The organism is Zobellella denitrificans (assembly GCF_002407485.1).
Lineage (GTDB): Bacteria > Pseudomonadota > Gammaproteobacteria > Enterobacterales > Aeromonadaceae > Oceanimonas > Oceanimonas denitrificans.
In genome coordinates this window covers 919,891-939,596 of sequence record NZ_CP012621.1, presented here as the reverse complement: position 1 = coordinate 939,596, position 19,706 = coordinate 919,891, and the positions used below count along the sequence as shown (strand labels likewise).

18 protein-coding genes are annotated in these 19,706 nt (G+C 63.8%); all 18 read right to left on the bottom strand.

The window, feature by feature from the left end:
• Window positions 1-3: 3 nt before the first annotated feature.
• Window positions 4-318 (bottom strand): flagellar hook-basal body complex protein FliE, encoded by a 315-nt coding sequence (gene fliE, locus AN401_RS04495; protein ID WP_094040921.1) that lies wholly within the window; start codon window positions 316-318, stop codon window positions 4-6.
• A 90-nt stretch (window positions 319-408) separates the two neighbouring features.
• Complete coding sequence (locus tag AN401_RS04490; protein WP_094040922.1) at window positions 409-1,785, bottom strand: sigma-54-dependent transcriptional regulator; 1,377 nt, start codon at window positions 1,783-1,785, stop codon at window positions 409-411.
• On the bottom strand, window positions 1,786-2,817 hold the full coding sequence (locus AN401_RS04485; protein ID WP_096778647.1) for a sensor histidine kinase: 1,032 nt from the start codon (window positions 2,815-2,817) through the stop codon (window positions 1,786-1,788).
• Between the two features lie 49 nt (window positions 2,818-2,866).
• The gene (locus tag AN401_RS04480) at window positions 2,867-4,306 is read right to left on the bottom strand and encodes a sigma-54 dependent transcriptional regulator (RefSeq protein ID WP_096778646.1); all 1,440 of its coding nucleotides are present in this window, start codon (window positions 4,304-4,306) and stop codon (window positions 2,867-2,869) included.
• 509 nt (window positions 4,307-4,815) lie between these two features.
• Window positions 4,816-5,211, bottom strand: coding sequence for a flagellar export chaperone FliS (fliS, locus tag AN401_RS04475; RefSeq protein ID WP_096778645.1), 396 nt, complete (start codon window positions 5,209-5,211; stop codon window positions 4,816-4,818).
• Window positions 5,212-5,213: 2 nt separating this feature from the next.
• Window positions 5,214-5,513: a hypothetical protein gene (locus AN401_RS04470; RefSeq protein WP_096778644.1), complete on the bottom strand. Its 300-nt coding sequence runs from the start codon at window positions 5,511-5,513 to the stop codon at window positions 5,214-5,216.
• A complete protein-coding gene (gene fliD / locus AN401_RS04465) occupies window positions 5,510-6,937 on the bottom strand; it encodes a flagellar filament capping protein FliD (RefSeq protein WP_096778643.1) in 1,428 nt (475 codons plus the stop codon). Before fliD ends, AN401_RS04470 begins: the two co-directional genes overlap by 4 nt.
• Window positions 6,938-6,946: 9 nt before the next feature.
• A complete protein-coding gene (locus AN401_RS04460) occupies window positions 6,947-7,318 on the bottom strand; it encodes a flagellar protein FlaG (protein WP_094040927.1) in 372 nt (123 codons plus the stop codon).
• A gap of 132 nt (window positions 7,319-7,450) precedes the next feature.
• The gene (locus tag AN401_RS04455) at window positions 7,451-9,016 is read right to left on the bottom strand and encodes a flagellin (protein ID WP_096778642.1); all 1,566 of its coding nucleotides are present in this window, start codon (window positions 9,014-9,016) and stop codon (window positions 7,451-7,453) included.
• Between the two features lie 558 nt (window positions 9,017-9,574).
• Window positions 9,575-10,798: a flagellar hook-associated protein FlgL gene (gene flgL / locus AN401_RS04450; RefSeq protein ID WP_096778641.1), complete on the bottom strand. Its 1,224-nt coding sequence runs from the start codon at window positions 10,796-10,798 to the stop codon at window positions 9,575-9,577.
• Window positions 10,799-10,807: 9 nt separating this feature from the next.
• Window positions 10,808-12,733, bottom strand: a complete 1,926-nt coding sequence (flgK, locus tag AN401_RS04445) for a flagellar hook-associated protein FlgK (protein WP_094041415.1) — start codon at window positions 12,731-12,733, stop codon at window positions 10,808-10,810.
• Between the two features lie 9 nt (window positions 12,734-12,742).
• Window positions 12,743-13,729: a flagellar assembly peptidoglycan hydrolase FlgJ gene (gene flgJ / locus AN401_RS04440; protein ID WP_096778640.1), complete on the bottom strand. Its 987-nt coding sequence runs from the start codon at window positions 13,727-13,729 to the stop codon at window positions 12,743-12,745.
• Between the two features lie 224 nt (window positions 13,730-13,953).
• Entirely contained in the window at window positions 13,954-15,057 is a 1,104-nt protein-coding gene (locus AN401_RS04435; RefSeq protein ID WP_408645757.1) for a flagellar basal body P-ring protein FlgI, read from the bottom strand.
• A gap of 159 nt (window positions 15,058-15,216) precedes the next feature.
• Window positions 15,217-15,891 carry a flagellar basal body L-ring protein FlgH gene (flgH, locus tag AN401_RS04430; RefSeq protein ID WP_094040599.1) on the bottom strand — a complete coding sequence of 225 codons (675 nt, stop codon included), beginning with the start codon at window positions 15,889-15,891 and terminating at the stop codon, window positions 15,217-15,219.
• Window positions 15,892-15,906: 15 nt separating this feature from the next.
• Window positions 15,907-16,695 carry a flagellar basal-body rod protein FlgG gene (gene flgG / locus AN401_RS04425; protein WP_096778639.1) on the bottom strand — a complete coding sequence of 263 codons (789 nt, stop codon included), beginning with the start codon at window positions 16,693-16,695 and terminating at the stop codon, window positions 15,907-15,909.
• Between the two features lie 11 nt (window positions 16,696-16,706).
• Window positions 16,707-17,453, bottom strand: coding sequence for a flagellar basal body rod protein FlgF (locus tag AN401_RS04420; RefSeq protein ID WP_094040597.1), 747 nt, complete (start codon window positions 17,451-17,453; stop codon window positions 16,707-16,709).
• A gap of 283 nt (window positions 17,454-17,736) precedes the next feature.
• Window positions 17,737-18,987 carry a flagellar hook protein FlgE gene (gene flgE / locus AN401_RS04415; RefSeq protein ID WP_094040596.1) on the bottom strand — a complete coding sequence of 417 codons (1,251 nt, stop codon included), beginning with the start codon at window positions 18,985-18,987 and terminating at the stop codon, window positions 17,737-17,739.
• 13 nt (window positions 18,988-19,000) lie between these two features.
• Window positions 19,001-19,702 (bottom strand): flagellar hook assembly protein FlgD, encoded by a 702-nt coding sequence (locus AN401_RS04410; RefSeq protein WP_094040595.1) that lies wholly within the window; start codon window positions 19,700-19,702, stop codon window positions 19,001-19,003.
• Between the last annotated feature and the right edge of the window lie 4 nt (window positions 19,703-19,706).

Here is a 19,706-nt window from a genome sequence, read left to right as displayed (position 1 = left end):
ACCTCACACCGGCATGTTCATGATGGTCTTGTAGGCGTCCACCAGCTTGTTGCGCACCTGTACCGTGGCCTCGAAGGCGATGCCGGATTTCTGCGCCGCTATCATCACCTGCTCCAGGCTCACCGCCTCGTCGCCCAGCTCGAAGCGGCCGCGCAGCGAGTCCGTGCTTTGCTGCAGCTCGTTGACGTTGTTGATGGCCTTGCTCAGCAAGGCGGAGAAATCCTGATGCAGGCCGGGGGCATTTACCTGATTGGGGGTTCGCATCTCCCCCTGGAGCGCTTGCATTTCATTCAGCAAGGCACTGGCTTTGATGTCCATCGACACGGCTCCTGATCATTCCGTAAATTCGGTATTTTGACGTTGGCGATAATAATGCAATAAACAAGCCAGGGCTAATATTTACTCGCCCTATCCGGGCAGGCTGATGCCCGCGTCCCGCATCCGGGCCAGCTTGTAGCGCAGGGTACGGGGGCTGATGCCCAGCTTTTCCGCCACCAGCCGGCGGCTGCCGGCGCAGGCGTGCAGCGCCTGCAGTATGATCTGGTGCTCCTGGCTTTCCAGCTCCCGCCCCAGGGAATCGGGGGCGGACACCGGGGCGGAAGGCGGATTTCCGGGCGCCGGGCTGCCGGGCGCCGGGATAGCAGGCGCCGGGCTGCCGGGTAGCGGCGCATCCAGCAGGATGTCGCCGGCCTCGACCCTCTCCCCGGCCGCCAGGATCAGCGCCCGCTGGATCACGTTCTCCAGCTCCCGCACATTGCCCGGCCAGTGGTATTGCGCCAGGCGCCGGCAGGCCTGTGCGGACAGCGCCATGCCACCGCGCCCCAGGCTCCTGGCATGGCGGGCCAGCAGGCACTCCGCCAGCGGCAGTATGTCGCCGGGCCGTTCGGCCAGGGCCGGCCAGGCCAGGGGAAAAACGTTGAGCCGGTAGTACAGATCCTCGCGAAAGCGGCCCTCGGCCACCGCCTGGCGCAGATCCCGGTTGCTGGTGGCCAGCACCCGCACGTCCAGCGCCAGGGTCTTGCGCCCGCCCAGCCGTTCCACTTCCCGCTCCTGCAGCACCCGCAACAGCTTGGCCTGCAGGCCCAGATCCATTTCGGTCACCTCGTCCAGCAGCAGGGTGCCCTGGTGGGCCTGTTCGAACTTGCCCGGACAGGCCTGCACCGCCCCGGTGAAGGCCCCCTTCTCGTAGCCGAACAGGGTGGCCTCCAGCATGTTGTCGGGAATGGCGGCGCAGTTGATGGCCACGAAGGGTCCCCCGGCCCGGGCCGAACGCCGGTGGATAAAGCGGGCCAGCACCTCCTTGCCGGTGCCGCTGGGGCCCGAGATCATCACGCTGGCGCCGGAGCGGGCCACCCGCTCGGCCAGCTGCAGCAACTGGACGCTGCGGGGGTCCGCCACCACCGGCTCGCCCTCCTCGCCCGGGGCCGGCTCCAGGTAGCGGGCTATCTGGGCCAGCAGGGCGGCGGGCGCGAAGGGCTTGGCCAGGTAGTCCACCGCCCCGGCCCGCATGGCCGCCACCGCGCCCGCCACCTGGGCGTGGGCCGTCATCACCAGTACCGGCAGGCCGGGAAAGCGGCCGCCGATCCACTGCAACAGGGCGATGCCGTCCATGCCGGCCATCTGCACGTCAGTCAGCACCATGTGCACGGCCTGCTCGTTCAACAGCGCCATGGCCTGCTCGGCGCTGGCGGCACAGCAACAGCGATAGCCCGCCAGCAGCAGGGTGTCCTCCAGGGCCTGGCGCAGGCCGCAGTCATCCTCGACGATCAGTATCTGTGCGCTCACCTAGCTTCCCCCTGGTTCCGCCGGCAACAAGGGCAGTTGCAGGCTGAATTCGGTTCCCTGCCCCGGCGCCGACCACAGCCCAATCCGCCCCTGGTGCGCCTGCACCACCGATTGCACCGCCGCCAGCCCCAGGCCGGTGCCCTGGCTGCGGGTGGTGAAGAAGGGCTCGAACACCCTGGCCTGCAGGGCCTCGTCCATGCCCTTGCCGTTGTCCCGGACCCGGATGCAGAGGCCGCCGTCCTGCTCCGCCGCCGTCAGCCGGATACGGCTGGCACCGGCCTCCAGGGCGTTTTCCACCAGGTTCAGCAAGGCGCCGCACAGGCTGTTGCCGTTGCCCAGCAACTGGGCGGCTCCGACCGGATCCAGCACTATCTCGGCCGCCTCCGCCGCCGGCAGGGCCTGGGCCAGCTCCTGCACCTGCCGCAGCAGGGTGTCGACCCGCAGCGGCTCGGCCAGCGGCGCCTGCTCCCGGCGGGCAAACAGCAGTATGTCGCCGATCTGGCGCTCGATGTCGGCAAGCCGTTGTTGCAGGCGCTGGCAGAAGTGTCCGCGCTGCTCGTCGCTCAGGGACGGGCTGGCAAGGTTGGCGCCGTAGAGCATGGCCGCCGACAGGGGAGTGCGGATCTGGTGCGCCAGGGTGGCGGCCATCTTGCCCAGGGCTTCCAGCCGGCGGGCATGCCCCTGGCGCTCGGCCCAGGCACGGGTGGGAGTCATGTCGGTCAGCTGGATCAGCTGCCCCGGGCAGCCGGCCAGATCGGCGATGGCCAGCTGGATCCGCCGGCCGTCGTGCAGCGACACCTGAAAGCCGTCGTCCGGGCGGGGCACGAAGGCCCGCGCCACCACCGCCAGCCAGGGCTGCCCCAGCAGGGGCTCACCCAGCAGGGCCAGGGCGGCCGGGTTGGCCCCGGTGACGATGCCGCGCCCGTCCAGCCACAGCAGGCCGCTGGGCATGGACAGGAGCAACTGCTCCAGTTGTTCGGCTTCCAGCAGGGAAAGCCAGCGGGTATCGGTAATGGAATGGGCATGAGTCATGGTCGGCAAACATTCAATATCCATGCCATCTCATCTGGATCCCTGCCCGTCAATATTCCCGGCTGATGCCGTATTTTTTCATCTTTTCCACCAGGGTGGTACGGCGCATGCCCAGCTGCTCCGCCGCCCGCGCCACCACCCCTTCGTTGACGTCCAGCGCCTGGCTGATCAGCTCGATCTCGATGCCGGCCAGCATCTCCTTGAGGTTGATGCCTTGCGGACCGAGCGGCGGCACCCGGAGCACCTCGCCGCCGGCCTCCTCGTCGGCGCCGAATTCGAAGAAGGCTCCCGCGTCGTCGTCCTCCGCCTCATCCCGGCTGCCGAAGAGGGCCGCCAGGGCGTCCCGCTCGTCTTCCTCACGGCAGGCGGCGGTGCCCTCCCCCGCGCTGCCGCGGTAGCGGGCCGGCAACTGCTCCGGCTCCACCCGGCAACCGGGGTAGAGAATGAACATTCGCTCCACCAGGTTGGACAACTCGCGCACATTGCCGGGCCAGTCGTGTTGCTGCAGGGCGGCCCGGGCCGCCGGCGAAAACGACAGCTCGGCCCCGTGGTGCTGGCGATGACGCTGGATCAGCTCCTCCAGCAGCAGGGGGATATCCTCCCGGCGCTCGCGCAAGGGCGGCACCTGGATGGGAAAGACGTTCAGGCGGTAGTAGAGATCCTCGCGAAAGCGCTGCTCGCGGATCATGGCCTCCAGATCCCGGTGGGTGGCGGCGATGATCCGCACATCGGCCCGGATGGGCCTGGTGCCCCCCACCCGCTCGAAGGTGCGCTCCTGCAGCACCCGCAACAGCTTGACCTGCATCGGCAGGGGCATGTCGCCGATCTCGTCCAGGAAGAGGGTGCCCCCCTCGGCCAGCTCGAAGCGGCCCTTGCGGGCCGACACCGCGCCGGTAAAGGCGCCCTTTTCGTGGCCGAACAGCTCGCTTTCCAGCAGCTCCGCCGGTATGGCGCCGCAGTTGACGGGCACGAAGGGGCCCTCGGCCCGCTGGGACAGGGCGTGGATGGCCTGGGCGATCACCTCCTTGCCGGTGCCGGACTCGCCCAGCAGCAGCACATTGGCCTGCTTGTCGGCCACCTGCCGCAGCAGCGCCTTCACCTCCTCCATGGCCGCACAGCGGCCGACCACCTGGCGGTGCAGCCGCTGCTCCTGCCCGGCCGGCGCCAGGTAGCGCCTGGCCTGCTCCAGCAGGGGGGTGAGTTCGTGATAGGTCAGCTCGTCCAGCCGGCCGACCAGGTTGGCCGCCGTGACCGGCAGGGCGCCCAGGCTGATAAAGGCATGGCGGGGAAAGGCCGCGATCAGTTCCGGCGCCTGGGGCGAGTCGCCCAGCAGCACGCAGATCGGCGCTCCGGCCTGGCCGAGCAGGCCGGTGGCGTTGTCGCCCGTGCAGCTGCGCCAGTGAAGCTGCATAAAGGAAAGAATGGCTTCGAGACGTGTACGACGGACATCGTCGCTATCGATAATCAGTACACTTCCGTAAGATCCCATAGGATGGAACAATCCTTACACTCAGAACATGCTTATGTCGTGGGAGACAGGGGACCATCCCGATCCCCTCCCGGCTCGTTGTTTTCGGTGCCCGCGGGCACCTCTTTTGATTAGGCTGACTCTGTTGCTCCGGCGTCAGCAAGCCGGCACAGGGCAGGATAAAACAGGACCCATTAAGGTACTTCCTGGCCAAGCATGCTGCCGGGATTCTGACACAGGCGTCAAAAAAACTCGACATCGAACTATTACTTTTAGGCGATAAGTTGATCTCGATCAAGCAAGCGTCCGTTACCACGCCCATAGACATTTGAATCCATTCCGCTCGTCGTTCCCCTCTTCCCCGTCCCTGCCGCCTTTTTGACAGCGGTGGCGACGCCCCATCGTCAGGGCCGGTATCGGCCCGCCGAAGCAACCGGCAACACGGCCTGGCGCAGGGAACGGCGCACACGCAAAAAAGGCGCCGAAGCGCCTTTTTTAGCCTGCCCGGCTTTCAGCCGGGCCGGAGTGACTTATTCCGGCAGCGCCTGCTGCTCGGGCGGGATGGCGTCCCAGGCTTCCTTGATCTCGCGGATAAGCCGGCTCACGGTTTCGATGCGGTTGCCGTCATTTTCGGCATTGGCCAGCAGCAGCTCGCGCACCGCGTAATCGTAGATGTTGTCGAGGTTGGCGGCGATATCGCCGCCGGCGTCCCGGTCCAGGGCGCCCTGCAGCTCGCTGATGATGCTGATGGCGCTGCCCACCAGCTCGCCCCGGCGGGCGATATCGTTCTGCTCGGCCGCCGCCCTGGCCTTGGCCAGGCGTTCCAGCACGCCCGCCAGCAGCATCTGCACCACCTTGTAGGGGCTGGCCACGTTTTTCTGGCTGTCGACCGCCACGGATTTATAGGCTTTGAGGGAACCGCGCATTATTACTCCTGTTGTTTTACCTGGTTGTAGGCCCGGGCGGAGGCCTGGCCCTTTTTCATGGTGGCCAGCCGCTCGGCGAGCCGTGCCCTGGCCTGCTCGGCGCCCTGCTTGAGCGCCCGGGATCGGTCCACCAGGGCCTGGGCCTGTTCGGGGCTGATATTGGCCTCGGCGATCACCGCCTGCAGCAGGGCGCCGCGCTCTTCAAGGCGGGTGTTGAGCGCCGCCTCGTCCAGCTGCTCGGGCTGCTCGAAGATGGCAAGCAGCTCCTGGTCCAGTTCGAGCAGCCGCGCGAGATGGCTCATTTCTTTCTCCAGCTGTTGAAATCGGGCATGCTCTCGAAGGCGCTGACCACGGAGTTAAGCTGCTGGTTCATCCGCGCCACGGCGATGTCCATGGCGGAAAACTGCTTGTAGGTGCGCGCCTCGAATTCCTCCATGCGCAGGGTAAAGGCGTCCGCCTCCTTCTCCAGCTTTTTCATCTGCTCGCGCAGGGACTTGTCCTTTTCGGTCAGCATGCCTTCCTTGCCGACAAAGCCCTCGAGCAGGTCGTCGAGTTTTTCCGCCACCCCCTTTTCGGAAGCAAACAGCAGCCCCACCTTTTCGAAGTTTTCGTCCACCTGCTTCTTGAGCAGGGCGGCGTCCAGCTCTATGGTGCCGTCCTGCTTGGTGGTAATGCCGAGGTCGGTCAGGCTCTTCACCGGCGACACCGCCCCTTCCACCGCCTCGCTCAGCAGGGCGCGGATCTGGGCGGTGATGGCCCGGGCGCTGCCGTCGCCGTTGAGCGGCCCCGCCTTCTGGGTCTCGGCGTTGTAGGCGGTAAGCTGCTTGATGGTGCTCATCACCTTGTTGAAGGACTCGACAAAGCCCTTGAGGTTGGTTTCCACCGACGTCTTGTCGTAGCCGATGGTCAGGGTGGTGGCCTTGCGCTCGGTCTTGCTGTCGTCGGTCCAGTCGCTGACCTTGCTGGCGGTCAGGGTCAGGCCGGTGACCGCGTCCTTGAACTCGTTGGTGGCGCTGGTAATGGTGGCGCCATCCAGCTTGATACGGGCATCCTGCGCCGCTTGCAGGGTATCAAAATTGCCCAGCAGCGCCAGGCTGGCCGGGTTGCCGTTATGGTCGTCACCGTCGCCATTGCCGCTAACAGACAGGCTGACTTCATTGGCCACACCGGTTTTTTCGGCAAAGAGCACCAGTCGGGAGCCCAGATCGTCGGTCACCACCGTGGCGCGTACGCCCTTGTTGTCCTCGGCATTGTTGATGGCCTCGGCGATGTCCGCCAGGCTGCTTTTGTCCCTGGCGATATCGACGCTAAAGCTCTCGCCGTTGCTGGTCAGTTCCAGGGTGCCCGAGCCCAGCTGCAGGGATTTGGCGTTTTCACCCGTAATATAGTCGGAGCCGATTTTGTGGGCCTCGGCCAGCTGCTCCACCACCAGGCTGTAGCTGCCCGCCACCGCGCTCTTGTCGGCCTTGGCGGTGAGAAAACCGGACTCGCTGAAGCGCGCCGAGCGCTTCTGAAAAGCCTCTTCGTCGCCCAGCTTTTTGAGCGCGGTTTTAAATTCGTCCAGCACGCTTTTAAGCCCGCCATAGGCGGACAGCTGCACCTCAATGCTGTTGGCGCGCCGCGCCAGCTGTTGCTCCTTGGGGGTGCGCTCGGCGCTGACCACCGCGTCCACAAAGCTCTGGATGGGAAAGCCCGAGCCCACCCCGGGCAGTTTAAGACCGGACATTGGGCCTCCTTATACCTTTACGTCTATCAGGCCGCCGCTGGCCTCGGCCAGGCGGGCGATAATGTCGAGCAGCTCTTCGGTGGGGATCTGGCGGATGGTTTCGCCACTGGTTTTGTCCACCACCGTGACCACCTGGCGGCCCGAGTCTTCGTCCACGCTGAATCTAAGCCCCCGGTTAAAGCTGCCGGCCAGCTCCTCCATCCGCGCCGCCAGCTCTTTCAGTTGCTCGCGCTCCAGGGCCCCTCTCTCGGCCTTGGCCGCCTCGGGCACGGCCTGGGCGGTTTGCGCCGCCTCGCCCACCTTGGGGGCCAGCTCTTTGGCCTTGAAGGCGGTGTCGGCGGTGGTGGTCATGGTTTTTTGGGTCAGCGGTTGAGTGTCCATAAATGCTCCTGCTGTCAGCCAGGCCTTAAGCTGAAGGCTGGTTCGCCCTGCGTTCCAGCCTTCAGCTTAAGGCTCGCCGTCACTTAAAAAGGGGCGTTGCCGCCCCTTGAGAGTGTATCAAACCCGGTCGCCTTAACCCAGCAGGGACAGCGCCGCCTGAGGCAGTTGCTTGGCCTGGGCCAGCACGGAGGTACCGGCCTGCTGCAGGATTTGCTGCTTGGTCAGGTTGACGGTTTCTTCCGCAAAATCCACTTCCTTGATCCGCGCCATACCGGCGGCGGCGTTTTCACGGATATTGGCCAGGTTATTGATGGTGCTGCTCATCCGGTTCTGGAAGGCACCCAGATCGGAGCGCTGATCGTCAATCGCAGCAATAGCAGAGTCTATGACATCGATAGCTGACTGTGCACCACCAAAGGTACCAATATCCAAGTCGGCAATGGTAGTCTTCGTTGTGGTCGTTGCAACAGTAGCATTGCCACCACCACCCAAGGCACCGGCACCGGTCAGACTTGCAGTAGCAAAATCAGCTGACATCAGAGCATTGCTCCAATCCAAACGACCGGTTACATCAGCACTAACAGAGTCGGTGGCGTCTGCTGCTACAGTGATTGAACCTTGAAGGGCACCGACCAAGGCACCGGCAGCGCCCTCATTATCAGAATTCCATGCTGTTACCTGGCCACCAGCTGCGCCATCGGTGGCACCGGCAGCAGTTTCGAGCGTAACAGAAACATTTTCACCATTGGCTTTGGTAAAGACCAAAAAGTCATTGGTGCCATTATTGCCTACAGAAACGGAGATACCTTTTTGAGTCAGTGCGTCAGTTGTCGCAGCATCAATAGCTCCATTCAGACCGGCCACAATGGCATCATTATCATTTCCTGCACCACCTGTGTAGCTAATTTGTACACCGTCAACGTTCAGGGTGAATACATCACCACCAGTGGTATCTGTTACAAAGTTGCCTACCGCAACCTCAGTGACTGCCCCAACTCCGTACAGACCTTCAACAGCATTGAGTTCACCAGCCAGATCCGCTGCGCTCATACCGTCGGTCAGTTTAATGCTGCTTTCTTTCCCACCTACGGTCATGGTAAGAGAATCGGCATTGGCAAAAGTCAAACCAGAAGTGCGGGCACCAGTAAAGCCGGTCAAAGCAGCAATTTCAATACCTTTACCTTCCAGGCCAATATCTTTGGCTCCTACACCTGAAAGTTTAAGATCAAGTGTTTCGTTGGAATTGGAGCCAATCTGGAATTTCTTGGAACCAAAACTTCCATCAAGCAGTTTCTGGCCACCAAAGGAAGTGGTTTCGGCGATTCGGGTCAGCTCGGATTGCAGGGAGCTGATTTCTTTCTGCATGGCAGCGCGGTCCTTGTCGGAGTTGGAGCCGTTGGCAGACTGCAGGGCCAGGTCGCGCATCCGTTGCAGAATATTGGTGGACTCCTGCATGGCGCCTTCGGCGGTCTGGGCCATGGAGATACCGTCGTTGGCATTTTTCATTGCGACCCCTAAGCCGCGCACCTGGGAGTTCAGGCGGTTGGAGATCTGCAGGCCGGCGGCATCGTCCTTGGCGGAGTTGATGCGGTTACCGGAAGACAGCCGCTCCATGGAGGTGGCCAGGGCGCTGCTGGAGGCGTTGAGGTTACGCTGGGCAGTCATGGAAGTGACGTTGGTGTTGACATTAATCGCCATATTAAAACTCTCCGTTGAGGATGGTCCCGGCCCTTGCCGGTATTGCTTGCTTGTTCAGGTTATCGGCGGACTCATCAGCGACTTTAGTGATTTTTTCGCCGGGGAGGCTTCCCCTTCCGCCCTTGGGCCTGTGCTGGGGTTATCGGAGCGGCGGGCAAAAGCTTTAACGAAAAAATGACCGAAATGGGTGCCAATGAGATCCGGATCTCGCTGCCAAGCCCTGGCTCCGGGGCCAAAGAAGGTATAAATGGGGCGCGGGCACTCCGGGGGGATATCTGTGGCCACGGAGTGGGGTTGAAGCAAGCGGGTTCCCGCTGCGCGGGAAGGCAGGCGGGCCGCCTGCGCTCCGGGATTATGCCTGTGGCCACGGAGTGGGGTTGAAACAAGCGGGTTCCCGCTACGCGGGAAGGCAGGCGGGCCGCCTGCGCTCCGGGATTATGCCTGTGGCCGCAGAGCGGGGTTGAAGCAAGCGCTCCGGGGGTCGGCGTCCTCACGCCTCACGCCTCACTCCTCACACCTCACGCTTCACCCCTCACGCTTCACCCCCACGCCCTCGGCTCAGATATAGTTGAACAGGCTCATGCCCTGGACCTTGCCGAACATGGTCTGGGTGGCCTGCAGGGCCACCATGGTCTGGTTGAGTTCGCCGATGGCCTGGGCGTAGTCCAGATCCTCCATGCCGCTGCGCACCTTTTCCAGGGTCAGGGTCATGTCCTCGTGGTTGTTTCTCTGGTTGTCCAGCCGCAGCAGCCGGTTGCCGGTGTCGGCCCGCACCCGGGTGAAGTGGCCGGAAATGGCGTCCAGCCCGTCCAGCACCTCGGTCAGCTCGCTCTGGCCGCTGGGGCTGTTGTTGTCCTGCTGCAGCCAGGCCAGGGCGCGATTGAGGGTGTCGAACACCTCGATATGATCCTGGCCGGTGCCGTCGCTCTGGTTCGACGACAGGGTGATCCCGTCCCCGGCCCGGGCCTCGCCGCTCAGCACCAGATCCACCCCGTCCAGGCGGTAGGCCTTGCCCGCCTCGAAGGGCTCGGTCAGGCTGTTGCCGTCGTCGTCGGTAATGGTGATCTCCAGGGTGCCGGCGTTGTCGGCAAAGCTCACCTGGTAGGGATGGCGGTCGCCAAAGGCGGCGGCATCGCCGATGCGGGCGCTTTCCACCCGCAGGTTGTGCTCCCGGCTCTGGTCCGTCAGTGCATAGGCGGCGGTAAAGTCGCCGCGCGGGTTGGCGGCCTGGCCGAACACCAGCCGGCCGTCGTGGTTGATGGCCACCTTGACGCTGTCGCCCACCGCCATCTGGCGCTGGCCGCCATCGCCGTGGTAGCGCACGCTGCCGTCCGGCTGCAGGGAAAAGGGCGGATTGTCGGTCTGGAAGCCGCCGAAGATATACTGGCCGAACTCGTCCCGGCTGTTGGCCAGATCCACCATCTCGCCGATGCGATGCCGGAGTTCGGTGGCATAGGCGTCCCGCTCCTGCTGGGTAAAGGTGCCATTGTTGGCCTTGAGCAGTATCTCCTTGCTCTGCTGCAGCAGGTTTTCACCCACCGTCAGGGCCGATTCTTCCCGGCGCAGGCGGTTTTCCGCCAGATCGATGTTCTTGCTGTACTGGGCTATCTTCTGCAGCTCCTGCTTGTAGTTGAGGATGCTGTTCATGGCCACGGGGTCTTCCCCCGCGGTTTCCACCCGCACCCCGGAAGACAGCTTGTTCATCTGCTGATGCACGGTCGCCGTCTTGCCGGTGATGTTGTTCAGCTGGGACTGGAAAATATTGAATGTCGAAACCCGCATCATGGCTCCTTAGCGAATCTGCAGCAGGGTGTTCATGGTCTCGGAGGCCACGGTGACCACCCGCGCCGAGGCCATGTAGGACTGCTGAAAGCGCAGCAGGTTGGCGGCTTCCTCGTCCAGGTTCACCCCCACCAGAGACTGCACCCGGTTGAAGGACTGATCATAGGCCGCGCTTGCCGTTTCGGCCTTGAGACGCTGATTGTAGGCCTGGGAGCCCACCCGCACCGTGGTCTGATCCAGGCTCTGGCCCAGGGTGGAGCGGCCGCCATTGAGCCACTGCCGGCTTTTCACCTCGGCAAAGACCAGGGCGTTGGCGTTGTTGCCGGAGCCGGCCGCGTATTCAACCTCAAAGCGATCGAGGGGCGCCCCGGCCTGGCCGGACACGGTGATGTCCAGGCCCGCCACCTGGATGACAGGGTCGTTCGGGTCCAGAACCCCGCCCGCCAGCGGCGTGGACGGATCGCTCTTGCGGAACACCTGGTAATTGCCGGCGGCGTCCAGGGTGACCACCAGGGGATCGGTGCGGGTGGGAAAATCGGCGTCGGCCGGGTCGGTCACCGTCAGCGCCAGCCGGCTATTGCCGGGGTTGTCGCCGTTGGCGGTGGCCATCACCAGGCTGGAGGCGGCAATCTGCTTGCCGTCGCCGATGGCCAGGCCCAGCTCGCTGGTGCCCAGCCGGGTGGGCCGCACCAGCATGCGATCCTCGTTGGCGGGGGTGCCGGTCAGGGTGAGGCTGAAGCCGTCCAGGTTAAGCTTGCCGTCGCCATCCGGCGTGACCGTCTCGCTCTTGCCGGTGGTGAGGTTGGTAAAGAGGTAGTTCCCGCCCTGGTAACGCAGCTCGTACTCGTCGCCGGTCAGGGCGCCGGTGTCGGTGATCGCCACGGCGCCGGCCACGCCGGCGTTGCTGGTGAGAAAGCGGCTGGCCTGGGCCTGGGGGCTGTTGATGTCGTTGAACAGGTTCTGCCCCGGCTGGCCGTTCAGATCCACGCCCTGGGCCTGGATCTGGTTGAACACGTCGGCAACGGCCACCGCCGCCTTGCCCATGTCGCTCAGGGTCTGGGGCAGCACCTGGTCGCGAAAGCGGAACACGGCGCCCAGCTCACCGCCCAGGCTGGCGCCGTCCAGCCGGGTGGCGCTATCGGGGCGGGCGGGGTGCTGCAGGTACAGCTCGGTCTGCGTCGGGTCCGGCGAACCGGCCCGCTCCTGCAGCTGGTAGGCCTGGGGCCCGCTCACCAGGGGCTCGCGCCCGCCCAGCAACACGGTGATCATGCCGGTGTTGGCGTCCTTCACCGTGGTGATCTTCACCTCATCGGACAGCTCCTTGATCAGCTTGTCGCGCTTGTCGAGCAGGTCGTTGGGGGTGCCGTTGATGCCGGCCTGCTGGATTTCCTGGTTGAGTGCTGCTATGGCGCCGGTGGTTTCGTTGATGAACTTGACCCGGGAGCCGATCTCCCGGCTGTTGATGTTCATCTCCTGGGTAAGGCTGTCGTACAGCTGGTTGAACTGGCTGGCCAGATCGCCGGCCTTGGCCAGCATGATCTCCCGGTTGCCGAGATCGCCGGGGTTGTCGACGATGGCGTTGATGGCGGCATAGAGGTCGTCCATGCTGGTGGTGATGCCCTTGTTCAGGTTGCTCAGGCTGCTGTCCAGGTAGGACAGGTGCTGGTGCAGCTGCACCGCTTCCGCCTTTTCGGTGTTGTTGACCAGCAGATCCTTGAAGGCGTACTCGTGGTACAGCCGGGTCACGTCCGACAGCTGGGTGCCGGTGCCCAGGTGCAGCCCGCCCTGCAGCAGGGCGGTGCTGGTGATCTGCTCAACCCGCTGGCGATGGTAGCCTTCGGTATTGACGTTGGCGATGTTGTGCCCCGTGGTGGCCAGCTGTGCCTGGGCCGCCATCAGTCCGCTCACACCGGTTTGATACAGATCGATTGCCATGGGGTGTCCTTATGCTTGCGATACCAGTCGGGTGACGGTATTGAAAATCGATGTCAGTTTGTCGGCATACCCGGGGTCGGTGGCATAGCCCGCCTGCTGCAACGCCCTGAAGTACTGGCGCGGCTCGCCGGTCTGCTCCAGCGCCCGGCCGTAGCGCGGGTTGTCGTGCAGAAAGCGCACATAGTCGTTGAAGCTGTCGTTGAAGGAGGCGTAAGACCTGAAAGGCGCCTGTACCTTCACCGCTATCCCCTGCTCGTATTCCAGGGTGTTGACCCAGGTTTTTTCCGCCTGCCAACTCTTATCGGCCTTGATGCCGAAAAGATTATGGCTGGATTCACCATTTTTTCGGCCGATGATCTTCTTGCCCCAGCCGGTTTCCAGTGCCGCCTGGGCGATCATGGCCTCGGGCGCCAGGCCGAGCTTTTTGCCCGCCTCGGTGGCGGCGGGCAGCAGCCGTTTGACAAAGTCCTCCGGCGAGCGGAAGGGCTGGCTGGCGCTGTGAGTCACGCTGTTCGCGGCCGCGGCCGCCACCTCGGCCGCGGCCCTGAGCGGCGGCCGGGCCGGTTCGTCGGCGGCATCGGCGGGCTCCGCCTTGGGCGGGCGCACCACCTTGCCGGACACCCGGCGCACCTCGCTCAGGTCGAAATGCCGGGCCTGGGCCGCGCCGCCGGCTTCATCGCCGCCGCCCAGCTGTTTCACCACCAGATCCGCCAGTCCCAGGCTGCCCCGTTTGCTCAGTTCGGCGGACATCTGCTGATCGTGCATGTCCCGGTAGAATTCGGTGTAGCGGCTGTTCATGGGGCCCTCGGCCTCGAACGCCTTGTTAGCCTCGCGCATCGACTTGAACAGCTGCTGGGTGAACAGGCTTTCGAACTGGCGCGCGGCTTCGTCCAGGGCCTTGCCCCTGTCCTGTTCAAAACCCTGCCGGCGCAGTTGGTCCAGCCCCTGAATATCGTTGGTCAGCAGGCTGTTGTTGAAGGTGTCGATGGGTTTCATACCTTTCAATCCGTTCGTTTGCTTTGGTTAGACCAGGGCCTTTTTGGTCAATTTCAATCGACCAACTCTCTTTGGTCCAATAAATTGGACCCTACGGGCCAGTCCCTTCGTAGGGTCGATTTCAATCGACCGGGCCTTTTTGGTCCAATAAATTGAACCCTACAGGCCAGTCGCGGGCATAAGGTCGTTCATCTCCTCACGCCTTACCCCTCACGCCGTAGGCGTCAGATAATCACCAGCTCGCCCTGGATGGCGCCGGCCTGGCGCAGGGCCTCCAGTATGGCCACCAGATCCCCGGGGGCCACGCCCACCTGGTTCACCGCCCGCACCAGGTCATCCAGGGTGGTGCCGGTGTCCAGCTTGAACATGCGGCCATCCTGCTGCTCCACGTTGATGGTGGAATTGGGCACCACCACGGTTTCCCCGCCCGCCAGCGGGTTGGGCTGGGACACCTGCATGTTTTCGGAGATGGTGATGATAAGGCCGCCGTGGGTGATGGCCGCCGGCTTCAGCTGCACCTGCTGGCCGATCACCACGGTACCGGTACGGGAGTTGATGACGATCTTGGCGGCTTCGTCGGCCACCTCCACGGTCAGGTTTTCCAGGGCGGACAGGAAGCTCACCCGCTGGCCCGGATCCCGGGGGGCATATACCTGCACCGAGGTGGCGTCCAGCGCCTGGGCGCCGTTGGGGCCCACCAGATCGTTGATCACCTCGGCCATGCGCTTGGCGGTGGTAAAGTCGGGCCGGTGCAGATGAAAGGTGATGGTGTCGCCCCGGGCGAAGGAGCTGGGCACCTCCCGCTCCACCATGGCGCCGCCGGGAATGCGGCCCACGGTCGGGGTGTTGATCATGACGGAAGAGCCGTCCGCCCCTTCCACCCCCAGGCCGCCCACCACCAGGCTGCCCTGGGCCAGGGCGTAGACCCGGCCGTCCACCCCCTTGAGGAAGGTCTGCAGCAGGGTACCGCCACGCAGGCTCTTGGCCTCGCCGATGGCGGAGACGGTGATGTCGATGGTCTGGCCCGGCTTGGCGAAGGGCGGCAGCTCGGCATGCACCGCCACCGCCGCCACGTCGTTCATCTTGGGCCTCATGTTTTCCGGCACCGTGATGCCGAAGTTGTTGAGCATGGTGCGGAAGGTCTGCTGGGCAAAGGCGTTGTTGCGCTCGCCGGTGCCGGGCAGGCCCACCACCAGGCCATAGCCCACCAGCTGGTTGGCGCGCACCCCGTCCACCGAGCTGATGTCCTTGATCCGGGCCGCCTGGGCCGGCGGCATCACGGCCGGCAACAACAGCAGGCTCATCAACAAAGCGGTAAATGGTTTCATCAGTTCACCCCAAGGGAGTACGAAAATGTTATCGGCCGAATCAATTCGGCGCTATGCATCGGATACCGAGCCGGCATCCGGTGGTCGAATAAATTCGACCCTACAGCCCCGACCCGCAAGCCCGGTGTTTTTCTTCCAGCTTCAAGCTTCAAGCTGCTGTTAAAACGGAAACCAGGGGCTGTTGAAGAAGCGGGCCAGCCAGCCGCGGCTCTGGGTGTTGGCGAAATCGCCGGTGCCGCCGTAGTAGATGCGGGCATCGGCCACCCGGGTCGACGCCACCCGGTTGTCGGAGCCGATATCCTGGGGCCGGACTATGCCGGTGATACGCACATACTCTTCCCCGGTGTTCAGCATCAGCCATTTTTCCCCCTGCACCGCCAGGTTGCCGTTGGCCAGCACCTGGGCCACGGTGACGGTAATGCTGCCCTGCAGGCTGTTGCTCTGGTTGGTGTTGGCATTGCCGTTGAAGTCGTTGCCGCTCGACATTTCCGCCTCTATCGGGTAGCCGCCTACGGTCACCGGGCGGCCGCCGATGCTGAGCGGGTTGATATTGACGCTGGACTCCTTGCCCTGCTGGGTGGTGGCCCTTTTCTGGGCGCGGGTCGATTCGGTGAGATCGATGGTGATAATGTCCCCCACCCGGTGCGCCTTGATGTCGGAATAGAGGTTGTTGGCGTAAAGATCCTGGTAGATGCCCCCGGTGGGCTCCAGCCTTTCCTGCTGCTGGCTGGGGATCACCGGCGCATAGGCCGGATCGTCCGGCCTGGGCGTATAGGGGGTGGAAACGCATGCCGTCAGCACCAGGGGCAACAGGGCGGCCAGGACGAATCGCATCAGTCTTTCCTCACCTTAGAGCTGCTGGTTCACGTAGGCCAGCATCTGATCCACGGTGGAAATCACCTTGGAGTTCATCTCGTACACCCGCTGGGCCTGGATCAGGTTGACCAGCTCCTCGGTCACGTTGACGTTGGCCGTTTCCAGCATGCCCTGCTTGAGGGTGCCCAGGCCGTCGGCACCGGCAATGCCCTGCAGCGGCGCGCCGCTGGACTGGGTTTCCAGGTAGAGGTTCTCTCCCTTGGGCTGCAGGCCGGCCGGGTTGACGAAATCGGTCACCACTATCTGGCCTATCACCTGGGCCTCGGCCTGGCCGGCCAGCTGCACCGATACCTCGCCGTTGGTGGCCACGCTGATGCTCTGGGCGTTTTCCGGGATCTGCATCTCCGGCTGCAGCGGGTAACCGTTGCCGGGGGTGACGATGACCCCCTCGTCGTTCAGGGCAAACTGGCCGTTGCGGGTGTAGCCGATGGTGCCGTCGGGCAGCTGCACCTCGAAGAAGCCGCGGCCGTCGATCATGATGTCCAGGGCGTTGTCGGTGGTCTGCACGCTGCCCTGGGTAAAGGTCTTCTGGGTGGCCACCACCTTGGAGCCGGCGCCCAGCATCAGGCCGGAGGGCAGATCGGTGTCGGCGGTGGCACGCCCGCCGGGCTGGTGGATGTTCTGGTACAGCAGATCCTCGAAGATGGCCCTGCCCTTCTTGAAGCCGACGGTGCTGGCGTTGGCCAGGTTGTTGGAGGTGACGGAAATGTTGGTCTGCTGGGCGTCGAGGCCGGTCTTGCTAATCCACAATGCGGGGTTCATCTTGTTCTCCTTTAACCAATGCGCAGCAACTGGGCATGGGCTTTGTCATTCTCTTCGGCGTGGTTCATCATCTTGAGCTGGGTTTCGAAACGCCGTTGCAGGTCGATCAGGTGGGTCATCTCGGCGATGGGGTTGACGTTGCTGCCCTCCAGCGCCCCGGCAATCAGCTCCACCTGGGCCGAGGCCGGCTCCACGGCGCCGTCCTTGCGGCGGAACAGGCCATCCAGCCCCTTTTCAATCTCGTCATGGGCCGGCAGCACCGTCTTGATGCGCTGCAATTCCTCGCCGCCGTTGGCCGGCTCGCCTTCCAGGCGGGCAAAGAGGGTGCCGTCCTTGTTGATCTCGAGCTTTTCCAGCGGCAGCGGCAGGAAGATGGGGCCACCGTCGTCATCCAGCACGTTCAGGCCGGTGTTGGTCTGCAGCAGTCCCTGCGGCGATACCCGCAGGCTGCCGAAACGGGTATAGGCCTCGGAGCCGTCCTTCGCTTCCACCGCCAACCAACCGTCGCCGGCGATGGCCACGTCAAGTTCCCGACCAGTGGTCTGAATGGGTCCTGCGGCAAAATCTTGCCCCGGTCTTTCCGCCATGGCAAAGACCCGGGTCGGCAGCCCTTCGCCAAAGGCCTGCATGGACCTGGCCTGCTCCAGATCGGCCCGAAAGCCGGTGGTGTTGGCGTTGGCCAGGTTGTTGGCGCGCAGGGCCACGCTGTTCAGGTTTTCCTTGGCGCCGGACATGGCGATATAAAGCAGGTGATCCATTTCAGCTCCGTTGCGTGTGCCGATCGGTGATGGCGGTTTTAATGCAAAAAAAATGCCAGCTGAAAAGCTGTGGGCGCGGGCGGCTCGCCCGCAAGAAAAGTTGCACGCAAGTTTCCCGCTGCGCGGCAATGCAGGCGGGCCGTCTGCGCTCCAAGTCGTTTTTCATTCCCGCGCTCCGCGTGAGGGCGAAATGAAATGTTGTCAAAGTACCAACGAAAAAAACCCGGAGCCCTTCGGCTCCGGGGTTTTCTTCCAGCTTCTGGCTTCCAGCTTCCGGCTTGTGTTAACGGATTTGCAGTATGGTCTGCTGCAGGGTGCTGTTCACCTCCAGCGCCCGGGAGTTGGCCTGGAAGTTGCGCTGGGCGGTGATCAGGTCCACCAGTTCGGAGGTGAGGTTGGTGTTCGACTGCTCCAGGGCGGCACCGTTGAGCCGGCCGTAGGAGCCGGTGTTGGGCTGACCGCCCACGCCCTCGCCGGACAACAGGGACTGCCGCCACTGGCTGTCGCCGTCCGGGATCAGCCCCTGCTCGTTGGGGAAGGTCGCCAACGCCACTATGCCCAGCTTCTCGGTGCGGCCATTGCTGTAGGTGGCGGCCACCACGCCGTTGGCATCCACGTCCACCTTGGTCAGGCGGCCCACGGTGGAGCCGTTCTGGGACAGCTCGTTCACCTCGAAGGGCGAGGCGTACTGGCTGACGGTGCCCAGGCGGATTTCCATATTGGCGATGGGCTGGGCGCCATTGGCAAAGGTGATGTTGTCCAGGGTCAGGGTCGCCGGCGCGGCCGGGGTCGTCATATTGCCGGAGGCGTCGAACTCGATGGGGGCGGAGTCGTTACCGCCCTGCTGCACCAGGTTGCCGTCCACATAGGTAAAGCTTTGCCACTGCCCATCCGCTTCCTTCACGAAGTACATATTCAGGCTGTGGGGCTCGCCCAGGGAGTCGTAGATGGTGATGGCGGTGGAGGCGTTGTAGGTACGGGAGTCGGTCGGGCTGAAATCGGCCGGATCCATGATGCCCGCGTTGCTCGGCAGGTTAAAGCCGGTGTTTACCGCCGTGGTGGCCCTGGGCTCGCCGGTCTTGTCGGGAATGCGCAGCGGCTTGGTGGCGTTGAGCGCCAGCACCGTGGGGGTGCCGTTTTCATTGGCGTCGAACACCTGCAGGTAGCGGCCCATGCTGTTCACCACATAGCCCTGGTCGTTGAGCTTGAAGGCGCCGGCCCGGGTATAGGTCCGGTCCAGGGTGTCGGTCTCGTTGGCCATCACGAAAAAACCGCTGCCGTTGATGGCCATGTCCAGGGCGTTGTTGGTGAACATCAGGGTGCCCTGGTGGAACTGCTGGGCCACCGCCACCGTCTGCACGCCCTGGCCGTGCTGGGTGCGGGAGTTGGCGAAGATGGAGTTGGCGTAAACGTCGGCGAACTCGGCGCGGGACTCCTTGAAGCCGACGGTGTTGACGTTGGCGATGTTGTTGGCGGTCACGTCCAGATCTTTCTGGGCGGCGTTGACACCACTGAGGGCAATATTGAAAGACATTTACTGATCTCCTTTACACAGCCTTGCGGCCGCCGATTTCCAGAACCTGATTGAGCGGCAGGCCACCCAGGCCGGCCAGGTTGACCATGGTGGGCGTGGTGGCGCTGCCCAGGGTGACGCTGTCGACCCGGGCGAAGGTCAGGGCGTTGAGGTCTTCCCGGGCGGCGCCCACCAGGGCGTTGACCTTGACCGTATAGCGCCCGGTCGGCACCGCCTGGCCCTGTGCGTCCAGGCCGTCCCAGCTGAAGGGCACGTTGCCCTTCTGGACGCCGTCCAGATTGATGGTTCGCACCACCTGGCCCTTGTCGTTCTCGATGCTGATCCTGATGTTGCTGGCACTCTCCCCCGCCACCACTATGCCGTCCAGGCTGTCGCCGGATTCCACATAGCCGACATCACTCGGCAGCAGCACCTTCTGCCCGACCAGGGTCGACGCCTGCAAGGCCTGGTTGGAGGTCATCACTTCGGTCAGGGCGGTAAGCTGGGTGCTCATCTCCGACACCCCTTCCGACATGGCGAACGAGGTCATCTGGGCGATCATCTGGGAGTTGTCGGCCGGCTTGAAGGGATCCTGATAGGCCAGCTGCTGGGTCAGCAGGGAGAAAAAATCCTCCTGTCCCAGCATGTTCTTCTTGGTCTCGGCCGCCTGGGCCGAGTCCGCCGCGCCGCCGGCAAATTGCAGGCCGCTATAGTAGTCATTATTTATCAACGACATGAGA